The organism is Thermochromatium tepidum ATCC 43061, from assembly GCF_009664085.1.
GTDB classification, from domain to species: Bacteria; Pseudomonadota; Gammaproteobacteria; order Chromatiales; family Chromatiaceae; genus Thermochromatium; species Thermochromatium tepidum.
Map to the genome: position 1 here is coordinate 745,684 of NZ_CP039268.1, position 16,343 is coordinate 762,026.

14 protein-coding genes are annotated in these 16,343 nt (G+C 64.0%); 5 read left to right on the forward strand and 9 right to left on the reverse strand.

Annotated elements, in window-relative coordinates:
• Positions 1 to 34: 34 nt before the first annotated feature.
• The 4 genes from cas1 to csx16 form a co-directional block, all read right to left on the reverse strand.
• Positions 35 to 1,072: a CRISPR-associated endonuclease Cas1 gene (cas1, locus tag E6P07_RS03360; protein ID WP_153974310.1), complete on the reverse strand. Its 1,038-nt coding sequence runs from the start codon at positions 1,070 to 1,072 to the stop codon at positions 35 to 37.
• Positions 1,069 to 1,443, reverse strand: a complete 375-nt coding sequence (gene cas2 / locus E6P07_RS03365; RefSeq protein WP_153974311.1) for a CRISPR-associated endonuclease Cas2 — start codon at positions 1,441 to 1,443, stop codon at positions 1,069 to 1,071. Before cas2 ends, cas1 begins: the two co-directional genes overlap by 4 nt.
• Before the next feature lie 26 nt (positions 1,444 to 1,469).
• Positions 1,470 to 1,754: a CRISPR-associated endonuclease Cas2 gene (locus E6P07_RS03370; protein WP_153974312.1), complete on the reverse strand. Its 285-nt coding sequence runs from the start codon at positions 1,752 to 1,754 to the stop codon at positions 1,470 to 1,472.
• A gap of 78 nt (positions 1,755 to 1,832) precedes the next feature.
• Positions 1,833 to 2,162, reverse strand: coding sequence for a CRISPR-associated protein Csx16 (gene csx16, locus E6P07_RS03375; protein WP_153974313.1), 330 nt, complete (start codon positions 2,160 to 2,162; stop codon positions 1,833 to 1,835).
• Between the two features lie 448 nt (positions 2,163 to 2,610).
• Here csx16 and E6P07_RS03380 point away from each other — a divergent pair, with 448 nt between their 5' ends.
• From E6P07_RS03380 to soeC, 4 genes are all read left to right on the forward strand, one after another.
• Positions 2,611 to 2,886, forward strand: coding sequence for a hypothetical protein (locus E6P07_RS03380; RefSeq protein ID WP_153974314.1), 276 nt, complete (start codon positions 2,611 to 2,613; stop codon positions 2,884 to 2,886).
• A gap of 173 nt (positions 2,887 to 3,059) precedes the next feature.
• Positions 3,060 to 5,963 carry a sulfite dehydrogenase subunit SoeA gene (gene soeA / locus E6P07_RS03385; protein ID WP_153974315.1) on the forward strand — a complete coding sequence of 968 codons (2,904 nt, stop codon included), beginning with the start codon at positions 3,060 to 3,062 and terminating at the stop codon, positions 5,961 to 5,963.
• On the forward strand, positions 5,960 to 6,682 hold the full coding sequence (gene soeB, locus E6P07_RS03390; protein WP_153974316.1) for a sulfite dehydrogenase subunit SoeB: 723 nt from the start codon (positions 5,960 to 5,962) through the stop codon (positions 6,680 to 6,682). The genes soeA and soeB overlap by 4 nt, the downstream gene beginning before the upstream one ends.
• 24 nt (positions 6,683 to 6,706) lie before the next feature.
• The gene (gene soeC, locus E6P07_RS03395) at positions 6,707 to 7,684 is read left to right on the forward strand and encodes a sulfite dehydrogenase subunit SoeC (protein WP_153974317.1); all 978 of its coding nucleotides are present in this window, start codon (positions 6,707 to 6,709) and stop codon (positions 7,682 to 7,684) included.
• Positions 7,685 to 7,701: 17 nt separating this feature from the next.
• Here soeC and E6P07_RS03400 read toward each other — a convergent pair whose 3' ends face one another.
• A complete protein-coding gene (locus tag E6P07_RS03400; protein WP_246172910.1) occupies positions 7,702 to 9,843 on the reverse strand; it encodes a M1 family metallopeptidase in 2,142 nt (713 codons plus the stop codon).
• Positions 9,844 to 9,932: 89 nt separating this feature from the next.
• On the opposite strand from E6P07_RS03400, the gene E6P07_RS03405 reads away from it, so the two are divergent.
• Positions 9,933 to 10,886 carry a 2-dehydropantoate 2-reductase gene (locus E6P07_RS03405; protein WP_153974318.1) on the forward strand — a complete coding sequence of 318 codons (954 nt, stop codon included), beginning with the start codon at positions 9,933 to 9,935 and terminating at the stop codon, positions 10,884 to 10,886.
• 52 nt (positions 10,887 to 10,938) lie between these two features.
• On the opposite strand, the gene E6P07_RS03410 is transcribed toward E6P07_RS03405, so the two are convergent.
• Genes E6P07_RS03410 through E6P07_RS03425 form a run of 4 tightly spaced genes read right to left on the reverse strand, consistent with a single transcriptional unit; the run spans position 10,939 to position 16,267 of the window.
• On the reverse strand, positions 10,939 to 13,449 hold the full coding sequence (locus E6P07_RS03410) for a glycogen/starch/alpha-glucan phosphorylase (protein ID WP_153974319.1): 2,511 nt from the start codon (positions 13,447 to 13,449) through the stop codon (positions 10,939 to 10,941).
• Between the two features lie 38 nt (positions 13,450 to 13,487).
• On the reverse strand, positions 13,488 to 13,790 hold the full coding sequence (locus E6P07_RS03415; RefSeq protein WP_153974320.1) for a hypothetical protein: 303 nt from the start codon (positions 13,788 to 13,790) through the stop codon (positions 13,488 to 13,490).
• Between the two features lie 7 nt (positions 13,791 to 13,797).
• Complete coding sequence (locus E6P07_RS03420; protein WP_153974321.1) at positions 13,798 to 14,367, reverse strand: DUF2939 domain-containing protein; 570 nt, start codon at positions 14,365 to 14,367, stop codon at positions 13,798 to 13,800.
• Positions 14,360 to 16,267, reverse strand: coding sequence for an ATP-binding cassette domain-containing protein (locus E6P07_RS03425; protein WP_153974322.1), 1,908 nt, complete (start codon positions 16,265 to 16,267; stop codon positions 14,360 to 14,362). The genes E6P07_RS03420 and E6P07_RS03425 overlap by 8 nt, the downstream gene beginning before the upstream one ends.
• Positions 16,268 to 16,343: the final 76 nt, after the last annotated feature.

Here is a 16,343-nt window from a genome sequence, read left to right on the forward strand (position 1 = left end):
CAAGTCTTTTAACGCTCGCATCCCGACCTCCCTTTCAGAACTCCAGGCTGAATTCATCGCCCTGGCTGTATTGCGTCATGACCGGCTTGAGTACCTGATGCAAGACCTCGGTCTGACGACGGCACAGTTGTGTGAGGCTGACCACGGTCCTCGCGCGCTCATCTTCCAGCGTCGCCTGTAGATCGGGCCAGTCCTGCCGGGCCTGTGCCCAGGCTTGGTAGAAGCGCCGGCGCGCCTCCTTCGATAACCGGCATCCGTCCTCAGGGCTGTTGGTGAAATCCTCGGGGGTGAGCAGACGATCCAGCATCCCAAGAATCACCAGATCGACAGAAGGACGGAGGGGTTCGATCAGATCGAGCACCAGGGATTCGCGTCCGGGAGCCAGCTCATGCAGCAGTCCGCGCGCCGGGTCGAGTCCCTGTTGCTGAATGACCGCCAGCATCTCCCCGCTGAGCAGGGTATAGCCGAGCGAGAGTAGGGCATTGACCGGATCACGGGGCGGACGGCGATTGCGCCCCTTGAATCCCCACCTCGGCGACAGCCAAAGCGACAGCCACTGGAACCAGGCCGCGGCCGCCGCGCCTTCAAGTCCCATGACTTCCGTTGTGCTCGATGCCTGACCCAGTCGGGCAAGCGCCATGTCTTGCTGACGACGCACCGCCGCCCGGGCCTCGGGCGGATCCGAGGCCAGGGGCAGACGTTCGATGACGCGCGCCTGAGCCAAGAGCTTGGCCGCGATCAGATCCCGCGCCAACATCAGGCGCCGCTCGATCTGTTCAGCCGCCCGATGCTGGGCCGCGCGCACGACGCCCGTCGCCCCCAGTGCCGGCCCCATCCAGGCACAGGCCCCAGATCCGCGCCCCGGTTGCAGGACAGCCGGAATCCCGCGCTCGGCCAACGCCCGCCAGACATCGCAACCGACCAGGGCGCGTCCATGCACCACCACCAGCCCGAGCACGCCAAGCGGGATATGGCGCGGCTTGGCGCCGGGCGTGGCTAAGCGAAGGGCGCCGCCGTCGAGCGTCAGTTGCGTGTCGCGGTGGTCGATGACGAGCAGCAGTTGGGCGTTCATGTGGGGCTCCGGGTGAACGGAAGTAGGGGAGGTGTCGGCGTGGTCAGTGTCCGCCAGCCGGGCGCGCTGGGGCGTGATTCGGCGGTAGCCGCTTCGCCATCGCCCAACAGATGCCCCTGGACGACGCACTGTCCGCGTAGCCAGAGCGCCGAGGGCGCGGCGACCGGATAGGCGCGCAGATCGTCCTCGGCCACATCCATCAGGGCCTCCAGCCGATCGATCAGGGCCTCGATCGCAGACTCGGTGCCCTGCACCAGAAAGACCGAGCGTTGCAGCGCGATCCCTTCGCGACGCACGGCCCGATGCAGCCGCTGCAAGCGGCGTGGATCGGCGATGTCGTAGGCAAGCAGATACCAACCGCACTGGGACATGCAACGCCTCCAGACAGTGGATAGAGTCAGGCGGCCAGCAGTAGGCCATCCTGAAGCGCCGTGGTGCGACCCTTGCCACGGGCCAACACGGCGCGATGCCCTTCGACCCAGGTGAACAGCCAGGCATCCGTGGCCGGGTCGAGTGCATTGCTGAGTTGCTCGAACAGCCGCCGTGCCTCAATGGCGTCGACCTGACACTCATGCACCGACAACTGCCCATCGAGACGCCATTCACGCAGGGTCTCGAGCGCGTGCCGACGCACACGATCATCGCGGATGTCATAGGCAAACACGGCCAGCCGGCTCGACATCGAATCCCCCACCGCCTGAACCGGCGGCCAAGAACGCGGGCGTTGTTCAGTGTGCCTAATTAACGGTGTTTTCCCGTCTCAGGCGGGCGTCACAAGCTTGCAGCGGCTTCCATCGGCATCAACGCGCGTGATGCGGTATTCCTCGATCCGCGCGCCACAGGCGCGTATCTGCTCGGTGCTCAGTTCCTGACCGCGGAGCTCGGGCGGCAGATCCAGCGATAGATTCAGGTAACGCCCGCCGCGCGCGCAGACCTCGCCGGCCAGATTCACCGGCAGCGTCCCGATGACGATGTCGCCCGGCTGGATGATGGCCGGGTCGAGGTGCGGGATGACCGCATCGACCTCGAGGCCTTCCTTAGCGGCCCAGTCATGGGCGCCAGGATGGCGGGAGACGAAATAGGTGGCCATGGAGTCTTCCGTGTGGTGTGGATGCTGGATTTCAGCGGGGGTCACGTACCTGAGTGGTCAAGGCGGCGGGACAGGCGCCGGTCATCACTGTCTGGCCTCAGGCGCCTTGGCACTTCAAGAGGCACCGAGGGCCGTTCGAGGGGTCGCTTGAGGTGTTGCAAAAAAACACGCATCCCCACTGCGCCAATTGCTGTTGTAAATTCTACACAAAGCATGCTGGCTTTCAAAATCGTCTAAAAGATCACGTTTTTTGCACAAAATCTGGACAGAGGGCGGTTGTTGTGTGCTGCATTCATGTACTAGAATGAAGACATGGATTGCTGTATGCAGCTGAAATGAGACACACGCTGTTGCGTGCATGACTCGATCTCAGTGCGATGAACCCCATCAGTGGTTTATGTGTGGATACCAGCAGTCTACAGATGATTTTTGCGACGAAGGCCAAGACATGTTCGAATCCAACCAAAATACGATCCGCTACAAGTGGGATCCCGAGACCTCTACCGGCTATCAACTACGCTTCGATGCCGAGAGCGCGGCCAAGGGTGGCCACTACTGCTTCCATGTCGAGGATTGGAACTGCCGCACCGTCACCAACGAGTGGCCGTGCCAGGATCTGACCGAGGCGCTGGAGGTCCTGAATCATTTCTTCACCGTTGACATCGAGCAGGAGCGCGAACGTCTGAGCGCCTGGCTGCCCCCCGAGTACCGCGCCGCCGCCTGATCCGCCCCCTTTGCTTCCTCCGCTCGAAAGAGGCCGCCGTGTGCGGCCTTTTCATTGCGTGCATCGCCAGATGCTCGAAATACTGAGTATTGCATGGGTTTGAAACCACGGATGTTTGACGATTAGAATGCGGCGATTGTCTCGTCTGTCATCCCCCGTGAAAGGTGCTCCCCATGCAGGATCCAGCCAGTTACTCGGACAGCCTCGTTGGTCGCGTCGAGGTCAAGGAGACGACCTGTTACATGTGCGCGTGCCGGTGCGGGATCCGGGTGCATCTGCGCGATGGCGAGGTGCGCTACATCGACGGCAACCCCAAGCATCCGCTGAACCAGGGTGTGATCTGTGCCAAGGGCAGCTCGGGGATCATGAAGCAGTACTCGCCGGCACGGCTCACCCAGCCGCTACGCCGCAAGGCCAATGCCGAGCGCGGCACGAGCGCCTTCGAGGTCGTCTCTTGGGACGAGGCCTTCAGGATGCTGGAGGAGCGGCTGGCCAGGCTGCGCGCCGAAGATCCGAAGAAGTTTGCCCTCTTTACCGGGCGCGACCAGATGCAGGCACTCACCGGTCTGTTCGCGAAGCAGTACGGCACGCCCAACTATGCCGCGCACGGCGGATTTTGCTCGGTCAATATGGCGGCGGGCCTGATCTATACCATCGGCGGTTCGTTCTGGGAGTTCGGTGGCCCGGATCTGGAACGCGCCAAGCTGTTCGTGATGATCGGCACCGCCGAGGACCATCACTCCAATCCGCTCAAGATCGCCATCTCGGCGTTCAAGCGCCGCGGCGGGCGCTTCATCGCGATCAATCCGGTGCGTACCGGCTATGCCGCCATCGCCGATGAATGGGTCCCGATCAAACCCGGGACCGACGGGGCCCTGCTCTTGGCCATCACCCGCGAGATCCTGGACAAGGGGCTGTTCGACCGCGAGTTTCTGGTGCGCTATACCAATGCCGCCGAGCTGGTGATCGACGACCCGAGCCGCGATGACCACGGCCTGTTTTATCGTGCCGAGATGCACGTCGAGCCCGATTGTTTCGATCCGCAGAACAAGCTCTGGTGGGATCGCGAGCTCAATGGCCCAATCAGCACCCATACCCCAGGCGCCGACCCGCGCCTGATGGGCCGCTATGTCCTGCCCGATGGCACCCCGGTCAAGCCGGCCTTCCAGTTGCTCAAGGAGCGTCTGGAGCAGTACACCCCCGAATGGGCGGCGCCCATCACCGGCATCCCGCCCGAGACCATCCGCCGCCTGGCCCACGAGATGGGCGTGACCGCGCGCGACCACAAGATCGAGCTGCCGATCAAGTGGACCGACTGCTGGGACGAGGAACACGAGTCCGTCACCGGTAACCCCGTTGCCTTCCACGCCATGCGTGGCCTGGCGGCGCACTCAAACGGCTTCCAGACCATCCGGGCGCTCGGCGTGCTGATGACCGTGCTCGGCACCATCGACCGTCCAGGTGGATTCAGACACCGGGCGCCCTATCCGCGTCCGATCCCGCCCTGTCCGAAGCCGCCGCATGGCCCCGCGGCCGTCCAGCCAAACACCCCGCTCGACGGCATGCCGCTCGGCTGGCCGTCCAAGCCCGAGGATCTGTTCGTCGATGCCGAGGGCGAACCCTTGCGCATCGACAAGGCCTTTTCATGGGAGTATCCGCTCTCGGTGCACGGCCTGATGCACAATGTCATCACCAATGCCTGGCGCGGCGACCCTTACCCGATCGATACCCTGTTCCTGTTCATGGCCAACATGGCCTGGAACTCGACCATGAACACGGTCGAGGTGCGCAAGATGCTGGTCGACAAGCACCCGAATGGCGAATACAAGATCCCGTTCCTGGTGGTGTGCGACACCTTTGCCTCCGAGACTGTGGCCTTTGCCGACCTGGTGTTGCCAGATACCACCTATCTGGAACGCCACGACGTGCTGTCGATGCTCGACCGCCCGATCTCGGAATACGACGGCCCGGTCGATGCCGTGCGCATCCCAGTCCTGCCGCCCAAGGGCGAGTGCAAGCCGTTCCAGGAGGTGCTGATCGAGCTCGGCTCGCGTCTCAAACTGCCGGCCTTCACCAATCCGGACGGCAGTCGCAAGTATCGCAACTATCCGGATTTCATCGTCAACTATGAGACCTCGCCCGGCTCAGGCATCGGCTTTCTGGCCGGCTGGCGGGGCAAGAGCGGTGATCAGTTCCTCAAGGGTGAACCCAATCCGCATCAGTGGGAGATGTACGCCCAGAACGGTTGCGTCTTCCATTACGAGCTGCCGCGCAGCTATCAATACATGCGTAACTGGAACAAGGGCTATCTGCACTGGGCGCGTGCCCACGGCATGATCCGCTATGCCGAGCCGATCACCCTGCATCTGTATTCCGAGGTGTTGCAGCGTTTCCGGCTTGCCGCCCAGGGCAAGCGTCCCGGTCGGCAGCCGCCCGAGCGTCTGCGCCAGCGGGTCGCGACCTATTTTGACCCCTTGCCCTTCTATTACGAACCGCTGGAATCGCGCTTCACGGATACGCAACGCTATCCGCTCAATGCGATCACCCAGCGCCCCATGGCCATGTATCACTCCTGGGACAGCCAGAACGCCTGGCTCAGACAGATCCATAGCCACAACTATCTGTTTCTGAGCCCGACGGTCGGTCTGGCCAACGGCTTCAAGGACGGCGACTGGGTCTGGGTCGAGTCGCCGCACGGCAAGGTGCGCTGTCTGTGTCGCTTCTCCGAGGCCGTGGAGCCGGGGACCGTCTGGACCTGGAACGCCATCGGCAAGGCGGCGGGCGCCTGGGGGCTGGCGCCGGATGCCGACGAGGCGCGCAAGGGCTTCCTGCTCAACCATGTCATCAGCGAGGAGCTGCCCGCCCACGAGTCCGGTGAACACCTCTCCAACGCTGACCCTGTGACCGGCCAGGCGGCTTGGTTTGACGTGCGGGTGCGGGTCTACAAGGCCGCCCCGGATGAACCCAGGCTCACCGCACCCCAGTTTGCGCCCATGCCGCGCCTCCCGGGTCAGGAAAAGAAGCGCGGCAAGTGGCAGGCCTATGTCGCCGGTATCTTCGGGAAGCAGACCCCATGACTCAACTTGCCCTCGTCATCGATCTCAACGTCTGCGTCGGCTGCCATGCCTGCGTGACCTCATGCAAGGAGTGGAACACCTCGGGCTGGGCCGGTCCGCTGAGCGATTACCACCCCTATGAAGGATCACCGACCGGCACCTTTTTCAATCGGGTCCAGACCTTCGAGGTCGGCAACTTCCCCCATACCGAGACGGTGCACTTCCCCAAGAGCTGTCTGCACTGCGAAGAGCCCCCCTGTGTGCCCGTGTGTCCGACCGGCGCCTCCTACAAGCGCCCGGACAACGGCGTGGTGCTGGTCGACTATGACAAGTGCATCGGCTGCAAATACTGCGCCTGGGCCTGTCCCTACGGGGCGCGCGAGCTCGATGCCCAGCAGCGGGTCATGAAGAAATGCACGCTCTGCATCGACCGCATCACCGATACCAAGCTCCCCGAGCGCGATCGCAAGCCGGCCTGTGTGTTGGCCTGTCCGACCAACGCCCGCCTGTTCGGCGATGTGCACGATCCAGACTCCGAGGTCTCGATCGCCATCCGCGAGCGCGGCGGTTACCAGCTCATGCCCGAATGGGGCACCAAGCCGGCTAATCACTATCTGCCGCGCCAGAAGACCCGGATGCACATCGATCCCGAGGAGCTCACCCGCGTCGATAACCCCTGGCGCAAGGAAGACCTCACCCCCTACACCGGCGAGGAGACGCTCGATGATGTGGCCTGGTAAATCAGCTGTTCAGGAGCAAATCTCATGCATCCAGCCTTTTCAGTCATCTTTCTGACCACGCTGATCGGTGCCGGCCAGGGTCTGTATTTGGCGATGGTCACGGGTCAGCTCTATGCCATTGCCCGCTTCCTGCCCGCCCAGTCTGAACACTTCTATGCCTTAGGCAGCCTGGTCGCCCTGCTGCTCCTGGGGGCCGGTCTTGCGGCCTCCTTCTTCCATCTCGGGCGACCGGAACGGGCCTGGCGCGCCATCGCCATGTGGCGCACCTCCTGGCTGTCGCGCGAGGTCATCGTGCTGCCGATCGTCATGGTACTGGTGTTTGCCTATGGGATGGCGCATTGGCTCAACTGGACCCGCCCGCTGTTTCAGCTCGGTGAGGCGTTGCAGGTCGATCTGACCCTGCTGCTCGGGGTGTTGGGAACACTGGCCAGTCTGGCGCTCTTTATCTGTACCGCCATGATCTATGCCGCGGTGCGCTTCTTGCAGGAATGGCATACCCCGTTCACGGTCACCAATTTCCTGTTCTTGGGGACGGCCTCGGGCTTCATGCTGGCGGCAGCCTATTCGGCCTATCTCGGCAATCCACTGGTGACCTTCTACGGCACCTGGGCCGTGATCCTGACCCTGGCCGGGCTGGTCTCGCGCCTGGCGCACCTGCATCGCAACGCCCGGCTCAAGCCGAAGAGCACGCCCCAAACCGCCATCGGCGTGCGCCACGCCACCCTGGTCCAGAAGGCCCAGGGGGCCACGGGCGGGAGTTTCAATACCCGCGAGTTCTTCCATGGCCAAAGCCAGTCACTGGTCGAGCGGTTGCGCGTCCTCTATCTGGTGCTGGTGTTCCCGGTCCCCATCCTGCTCATCGGCCTGTCTTATCTCAGTGCCTCGTCGAGCCTGCCCATCATCGCCTTCTGTATCCAATTCCTCGGCCTGTTGATCGAACGCTGGTCATTCTTTGCCGAGGCGCGCCATCCCCAGAATCTCTACTATCAATCCGTCGCCTGATCGTGGCGCCTGCCGCCTCAAGGAGGCGGTCGACGATAGCTGAGGGCCGAATCACCCGCCGGCCATTGCCCCTTGAACCTGTTGGTCGCCTCCGGGCCGCTGAAGACCAGAATGCTGGATTGGCCGTAGTGCGGCAGCTTGCGCGCCAAGGCGGGCAGGGCCGCGGGAAGGCGCGTGGCCATCCAGGCTAAGGGTTGATCGGCGATCTGACGGGTCAGCACCAGGCTGTCGCGCGCCGGATCGATCTGTGCCTGGGCGCCGTTGAGCTCGAGACGTGGGGCCTGCTCGGCGTCCAGGGTCAGGCCAAAGTCGCTGGACCCCTGGGCAAAGGCGGGGAGATGGCGGTTCTCCCAGCCGAGCAGCCAGATGGGCCGATCGTGCGGCAGGCGCTTGAACTCCAGATCCTCGGCGATGTGCCAGCCGGGATGTCCAGTCTGCCAGCGCTCGGCCAGGCGGCGATAGCCCGAACGGAGCGCCTCGGGGGCGGCGGCTGGGATCAGGATCAGACCCTGTTCGGCCCCAAAGAGTGCGCTCAGGGTCACGGGCAGCTCGCCCGGGGCCAGGGCGCGAAAGACCTCGAACTCGGGGTCGAGGCGCAGACGCACCGGCTCAGACTGGAAGGCGAGGTCGAAGCGGGTCGCGCGCGCCTGACTGGGGATCGTTTCGGTGATGGTGTCGCCCGAGGCGAGCTCGATGACGAGCGGCAGACGCAGGGGGAAGGGCGGTTCGGATTGGGTCTGGCGGATCAGACCGCGGATCCGATAGCCTTCGGGGGCGCTTTGGATCTCGACCTCCTCCAGCGCCAGCCGCGGTGCGCCGGTGTGCTCGGTCCAGGCGGCAAAGAAGGCGCCCAGATCGCGCCCACTCACCCCCTCGAAGGCGCGGCGCAGATCGGCATAGCCGGCGACCCGAAAGCGGTGGTCGGCATAGAAGCGCCGCAGACCCTGGATGAAGGCGTCATCCCCCAGCTCGCGCTTCAGCATGTGGAAGACCATGGCCCCCTTGTTGTAGCCGATGGCCTGGGTGTCCGCCCCATGCCGCTGCACGAACGCGGTGAGCGGAAAGTCCCGCCCCTGGCGCACAAAGTCGGCAAAGCCCTTGAGCATAGTGCGCCGCGCCTCGACCCCGCGTCCGGCCCGCTCCATGAACCAGTAGTCGGCCAGATAGTTGGTCAGCCCTTCGCTCCAATTGCCTGCGTCATAATCCACATAGACCCCGTTGCCCCACCAGTTGTGTAGGATCTCGTGCGGGTAGGAGGTCTCGAGGATGAACGGCAGACGGATGACCTGGGGACCGAGCAGGGTGAAGGATGGCATGCCGTAGCCCGATTCCCAGACGTTTTCGACCAGGGCGAATTTGGCGAAGGGGTAGGGGCCGATGAGGTCGGAATAGAAGGCGAGATACTCCAGCGTGGCATCCAGATAACGCTCGGCGAGTGCCGGGTCTGGTTCGCGCAGATAGACCTGGGCCTCGGCCGGTACGGCCTCCGAGCGCCTGCGATAGATGTTAAAACGACCGGCGATCAGATAGAGGTCGTCCTGGGGTTGCGACTCGGACCAGTGTGAGCGCCCGGTCGGCGGATCTGTTGTGCCCGCACCCTGACTGATCGCCGACCAGCCCTCGGGCAGGCTGACATCGAGCACGAAGGCGTGCTGGGCTTCGGGGAGACGCGGGTACCAGCCGCTGGTGCCGGCGAGAAAGACGCCCTCCGGGGCGATGGTCCCGCGCGACCACGGATGCGCGCGCCCGAGGCCTTCGTTGATCTGTTCCAGGTCATGGTGGATACGCCCGCCATAGGCGAGGGTCACGGGGCCGGGTGTCTTGCGGTGCAGGCGATATTCCGTCAGATGCTCGAACTCGGTGACACGGGTCAGGTCGGCCTCGCCGGCGACGATCTTCGGATCGAGTCCGGTATGCAGGATCAGCGACCAGGTGTCTTTGGCGGCGGGGAGCTGTATCCGGTCTCTGGCCTCGATCCGTCCGTGCTCGGGGTCGATCCGGACCTCGAGCTGGTGCTGGATCAGGGACTCAGAGGCGAGCACCCGGCTAGACAGGGTCGGCTGGCTGACAAGCAGTGGCGGCATCAGCCAGAGGGCGCGCGCCATGCGCGCACCCCACAGCCGCAGAACAGACCAAGCGCATCGGATGTCATCTGCCATGATGGAGCCTCTGTTTAGGTGTGTTGTCATCTATCCGTCTCCACATCTTTCGTGCAAGATGGCCCCTGATTTGACCACCCAGGATTGCGATGTCTGACTCAACGCCTCTGAGTTTCACGATCTTAGGTACGGGCGCGCTTGGCGGCTTTTATGGTTCTCGGTTGCTCCTGGGTGGCGCGACCGTGCGTTTCATCGCCCACAGCGATGTCGATTGGATTCGCGCGCACGGACTGCGCGTCGATTCGCCGCTCGGCGACCACCTGTTCCATCCGGTTGAGGTCTATGCCAGCTCAGATCTGATCCCGCCGAGCGCGGTGGTCTGTATCGGGCTCAAGACGACCCTGAACGATCGGCTGCCCGAGCTGCTCGCACCCCTGGTCGGCGCGGGGACGGTCATCCTGAACTGGCAGAATGGTCTGACCCTAGAAGAGGAACTGGCGGCGTGCTTTCCACAGGCCGTCGTGATCGCCGGGCTCTGTTTTCTGTGCTCGAACAAGGTCGGGCCCGGGCATATCGTGCATCTGGACTATGGTCGCATCAGTCTAGCGGCCCGGGATGAACCTGGGCTCGTCTGGCTGCCGCGGCTGCAAGCGGCCTTTGGTGCCGGCGGCATCGAGACCGATGTCCAGCCCTCGCTGCCGGCAGCGCGCTGGCGCAAGCTGGCCTGGAACATCCCGTTCAACGGGCTATCGGTGCTGCTCGACCGCAACACGGATGCCATCATGGCCGATCCCGAGGCGCGCGCCCTGGCCGAGCGTCTGATGCATGAGGTCGCCGCGGGCGCAGCGGCCTGCGGGGTCCCCTTTGCGCCCGACTTCATCCCCCAGCTCCTTGCGGCCACCGAGCGCATGGCCCCCTATGCGCCGAGCATGCGGCTCGATTTCCTGGCCAAGCGCCCGCTCGAGGTCGAGTATCTATACCGCCGTCCACTGCGTGAGGCCGCACGGCACGGCGTGCGGATGCCAGGGGTCGAGACCATCGCCGCTCAGCTGAGCCTCCTCGATCGGGCGAATCGGGGCGATTCGGCAAGCGGCGCCGAGTAGTGTCCTCTCTTCGCACGGGAGAGGGGAGAGCGGCCCGTACAGGAAAAGGGCTTCAAGCCACCGGCCTCGGCGCTACGGGCTGCAGACGCCAGATGTCGCGGTTGTAGTCAGCGATGGTGCGATCCGAAGAGAAATACCCGCTGTGCGCGGTATTGAGGATGCTCATGCGTACCCAGCGTTCGCGATCGCGATAGGCCAAAGCCGCGCGTTCCTGGGCCTCGATATAGCTCCTGAAATCCGCCGCCGTCATCCAGGGGTCATGCGGATTGCGAATCGAGTGGATGATCGGGTCGAAGAGCCCGCCCTCGAATTGGTTGAAATACCCGGACTCAAGCAGGTTCATCACCTCTCGTAGTGCCGGATCATTGGCGATGATGACATTGGGGTCATAGTGTCCGCGCAACGACTCCACGCCCTCTGCCGTCAGACCGAACAAAAAGAAATTGTCCTCACCGACCTGGTCGCGGATCTCGATATTGGCCCCATCGAGCGTGCCGATCGTCACGGCACCGTTCATCATGAACTTCATGTTGCCGGTCCCAGAGGCCTCCTTGCCGGCGGTCGAGATCTGCTCCGAGAGATCCGTCCCGGGCGCGATCACCTCCATCAGCGACACCCGGTAGTCGGGCACGAAGGCCATGCGCAGCAGACCAGAGGTGGCTGGATCCTTGTTGACGACGCGCGCGACATAGTTGATCAGCTTGATGATCAGCTTGGCCATGAAATAGCCGGGCGCCGCCTTGCCGCCGATCAGTATGCAGCGCGGCGTCCAGTCTGCGGTGTCGCCGTGTTTGATGCGATTGTAGAGATGGATGACATGCAAGACGTTGAGCAACTGGCGCTTGTATTCGTGGATGCGCTTGACCTGGACATCGAACATGGCCTCGAGCGGGAAATCGACGCCGCAGAGGTCGTGGATCTGCTCGGCGAGCCTGGCCTTGTTGGCCTGCTTGATCGCGTGCCAGCGCGCGCGCAAGGCGCTGTCCTCAGCATAGTGGGCTAGACGCGATAGCTGTTCCAGATGGCGCGTCCAGCCCGTCCCGATGGTTTCGTTGAGCAGGTCGCGTAGGCCGGGGTTACACATCGCCAGCCAGCGGCGCGGCGTGACCCCATTGGTCTTGTTGTTGAATTTCTCGGGCCAGAGTTCATAGAAGTCGCGAAACAGTCCCTCGACCAGCAGCCGTGAGTGCAGCGCCGCCACGCCATTGACCGAAAAGCTGCCGACGATCGCCAGATAGGCCATGCGCACCTGGGGGTCATGTCCTTCCTCGATCAGCGACATGCGCCGCAGACGGTCGATGTCGCCCGGCCAGCGCAGGGCGACCTCGTCGAGGAAGCGGGCATTGATCTCGAAGATGATCTCCAGGATCCGCGGCAGGAGCTGGCGGAACAGCCGCACCGGCCAGCGCTCCAGGGCCTCGGGTAGAAGCGTGTGGTTGGTGTAGGCCAGGGTGCGGCGGGTGATGTCCCAGGCCTCGTTCCATTCCAGATGGTGTTCGTCCAGGAGCTGGCGCATCAGTTCGGCCACGGACACCGCCGGGTGGGTGTCGTTGAGCTGGAAGCAGTTCAGCTCGGCGAAGCGGCTGAAGTCATGTCCGTGCAGACGGATCCAGTCGCGCAACACGTCCTTGAGGCTGGCGCTGGCGAGGAAATACTGCTGACGCAGCCTGAGTTCCTTGCCGTTCTCGCTGGCATCATTGGGATAGAGCACCATGGTGATGTGCTCGGCGGCGTTCTTCTGCGCCACGGATTCGGTGTAGCTGCCGGCGTTGAACTCGTCGAGGTCGAATTCGTCAGTGGCCGCCGCCTTCCACAGTCGTAATGTATTGACGGTGTCGTTGCGATAACCTGGCACCGGGACATCATAGGGGATGGCCAGCACATCATGGGTGTCGACCCAGCGCACGACGATGCGCCCGTTCTGGTCGCGATGGGTCTCGGTACGACCGCCGAACTGGATGCGTTGGGTGAACTCGGGGCGCTCGATCTCCCAGGGATGGCCTTCGCGCAACCAGTGATCCGGCTCCTCGACCTGAGCGCCGTTCTCGATCACCTGGCGGAACATGCCGTATTCGTAGCGCAACCCGTAGCCGCGTACCGGCAGTTGCAGGGTGGCGCAGGAGTCTAGGAAGCAGGCCGCAAGCCGGCCCAGACCGCCGTTACCCAGACCCGGATCCGGCTCGGTCGAGGCGATCTCTTCCAGTTCCAGCCCCAGGGTACGCAGACCGCGTGCCACCGCTTCGTCGAGATCCAGGTTGAAGGTGGCATTGGACAGCGCCCGCCCCATCAGGAATTCCAGCGACAGGTAATAGGCGCGCCTGCAACCGGACTCGTCATAGGCCTGACGTGTGGTCTTCCAACGCTCCATCAATCGATCGCGCACTGTCGTGGCCAGTGCCTGATAGGGGTAATGGGCCGATAAGCACTGACGATCGCGTCCGAAGGTATGGACGTAATAGTGCTTGAAGTCGTGCGCGATCCCATCGGCGTCGAGCGACAGCGGTGGCAGATCAAAGGTAGAGTCGTTGGGGCAGTTCTTGATGAGCTTGGTCGATGAAGACATGCGCTGGAATCCTGGTTGCGAAGTGCCCTTTTGGGCGTTCAGTTGGAGGCCGTCGGGGTCTCGGGTTGGAGGCTCGGCAGAGGAGAGTGTCCCTGTTTGAAATCCTCGCGCAGGCGTTTGAGCAGACGTCGGCGCTCGTCGGGTCCGGCCACCATCAGGGCCGCGAAGGCCGCGCGCCATTGAACCATATACTCATAATCAGCCGGGCGATCGGTATAGAGCATGATGGCGGTGCAATAGTCGGCTGCCTTCAGATAGTCCTTAAAGGGCGTCTCGGTCGGAACCAGCAGTGAGGCGACGACCCGACGGGCCCGATTGGAGGCCTTGTATTGAACGCTCATGGGGCTTTCAGTCGTACATCAGGGTAACTTGCCAGGCGAGTCCTTTGAGTTGGAGTCTCAGGTTGAGCGGCGATGCCAGGGGTGCGCGCTCGATCCGGATCCGCAGATCGTCCGGTGCGCTGAAGAAGATCTCCGAGATCGACGCCCAGATCCCCGGTCCCTGGAGTGTTGGGATCAACAGAAACTGCTCGCGTACCCAGTCGAGCGTCACCAACCGCTGGAGCGCCGCGACGCCATGCTGACGGATCCCTGCCTCCAGCCAGTCGATGAAGCTGTCCGAGACCGCCTCGATGAGACTGCTCCGGTCCTTGTCGAGCCGGCGGGCGATCTCGTCGCGCACCGCGCCCAGGTCCACCAGGGCAGCGACCTTGGCCTGATCCCCAGCCAGGACCGCATGCTCTAGACGCCGGAGGGTGCCATAGGGCCAGAGACCATAGCCCAATGTCAAGACCAGGATCAGGATCGCCGCATGCGTCAGTGTAAGACGCACGCGCGACCAAATCTGTTGCAGCCAGGACCAGTGCGATCTGTGCCCGCTGAGGACGAGGGTAGGCCGGGGCGCGGTGGTCTCAGGCATCGTCGGTCTGGAAGTTCTCAATGGCCTCGCTCACCTCCAGCCAGGCCGTCTCGGTATCCTCCAGGTCGGCCTGGAGTCGGCGTTGTTCGTCCAGGAGCCTGAGCAGGCGATCCTTGGCGGCTGGTTCGTAGAGTTCGGGCGCGGCCAGCTCCTGTTCCAGCGCGGCACGGCGTTCGCCCAGCTCGGCGAGCCGTCGCTCCAGGGCCTTCTCGCGCGTGCGCAGGGGTTGCAGTGCCTTGCGCGCCTCGGCGGCCTGACGCCGCTGCTGCTTGCGCTCGCTGCCGCGTTCGCTCGGGCCTGAATCCTTCGATCGCCGTTGCTGGTCCTGGAGCTGGCGTCCGGCAAGCCAGGCCGGATAGTCGTCGAGGTCGCCGTCGAACGGACGCACTGCACCGCCGTCGACCAGCCAGAGCGTGTCGCTCGTGACGCGTAGCAGATGGCGATCGTGTGAGACCAGCACCAGTGCCCCATCGAACTCCTGGAGCGCCTCGGCTAGGGCCTGACGCATCTCCAGATCCAGATGGTTGGTCGGTTCGTCCAAGAGCAGCAGATTGGGGCGCTGCCGGATGATGAGCGCGAGCACCAGCCGCGCCTTCTCCCCGCCCGAGAGCGGCGCGACCGGTTCCAGGGCCCGATTACCGGCGAAGCCGAAGCCGCCGAGATAGTCGCGCAGGGCCTGTTCGGTCGCCTGCGGGTCGAGACGACGCAGATGGGCGAGCGGGCTGTCGTCGGGGCGCAGTTGATCGAGCTGATGCTGGGCGAAATAGCCGATCTTGAGTTCCTGGGCGCGCTCGCAACGCCCAGATTGAAGCGGCAGGGTGCCGGCCAGGACCTTGATGAGTGTGGACTTGCCGGCGCCGTTGCGTCCGAGCAGACCGATGCGGTCGCCGGGGGCGAGGCTGAATCCGACCCCATCGAGCACAGTCCGCTCGCCATAGCCGGCGACGGCCGCCTCGAGCCGCAGCAGTGGGCGTGGTAGATGGTCGGGCGGCTCAAAGCCGAAGCGGAAGGGTGAGTCGACATGAGCCGGGGCGATCCGCTCCAGGCGTTCGAGTGCCTTCAGGCGGCTCTGGGCCTGACGCGCCTTGGTCGCCTTGGCGCGGAAGCGCTCGACAAAGCGGCGCATCTGGGCGATCTGGTGTTGCTGGCGCACATAGGCAGACTGCTGTTGGGCGAGACGTTCGGCCCGTTGGCGCTCGAAGGCCGAATAGTTGCCCATGTAAAGCGTCAGACGCCGGTGTTCCAGGTGCAGGGTATGACCGACCACCGCGTCGAGGAAATCGCGGTCGTGCGAGATCAGGATCAATGTGCCCGCATAGGCCTTGAGCCAGCCTTCGAGCCAGATGACGGCGTCGAGATCCAGATGGTTGGTCGGCTCGTCCAGGAGCAACAGGTCCGAACGGGACATGAGGGTGCGGGCCAGGGCCAGCCGCCTCCGCCAGCCACCCGAATAGCTGTCGACCGGACGTCGTTCCTCGCCGGGCGCAAAACCCAGACCATGCAGCAGCCGTGCGGCGCGGCTGGTGGCCTCATAGGCGCCGATCGACTCCAGTCGTCCGTGCAGCTCGGCCTGACGCAGACCCTGGCCGGACGCCTCGGCCTCGGCCAGCTCGGACTGGAGCCGGCGCAGTTCGCGATCGCCGTCGAGTACGAACTCGATGGCCGGGCGATCGGTGTCCGGGGTATGCTGGGCGACATGGGCGATCTCCCAGCCGGGCGGGATCACAACCTCGCCGGCCTCGGCGTGCAACTCGTCGCGCAGCAGGGCGAGCAGGCTTGACTTGCCGCAGCCGTTGGCCCCGACCAGTCCAACCTTCCAGCCCGGATAGAGGCTGAGTGTGGCCCCTTCGAGCAGCCGATTGGGGCCGCGACGGAAACTCAGGTCTTTCAGTTGCAGCATGAACTCTTGGTCAACCGCGTCTAGGTGATCGACAATTTTCGCGCGAAGATTGTGTTGTGTTCAGGCACTGTTCGCC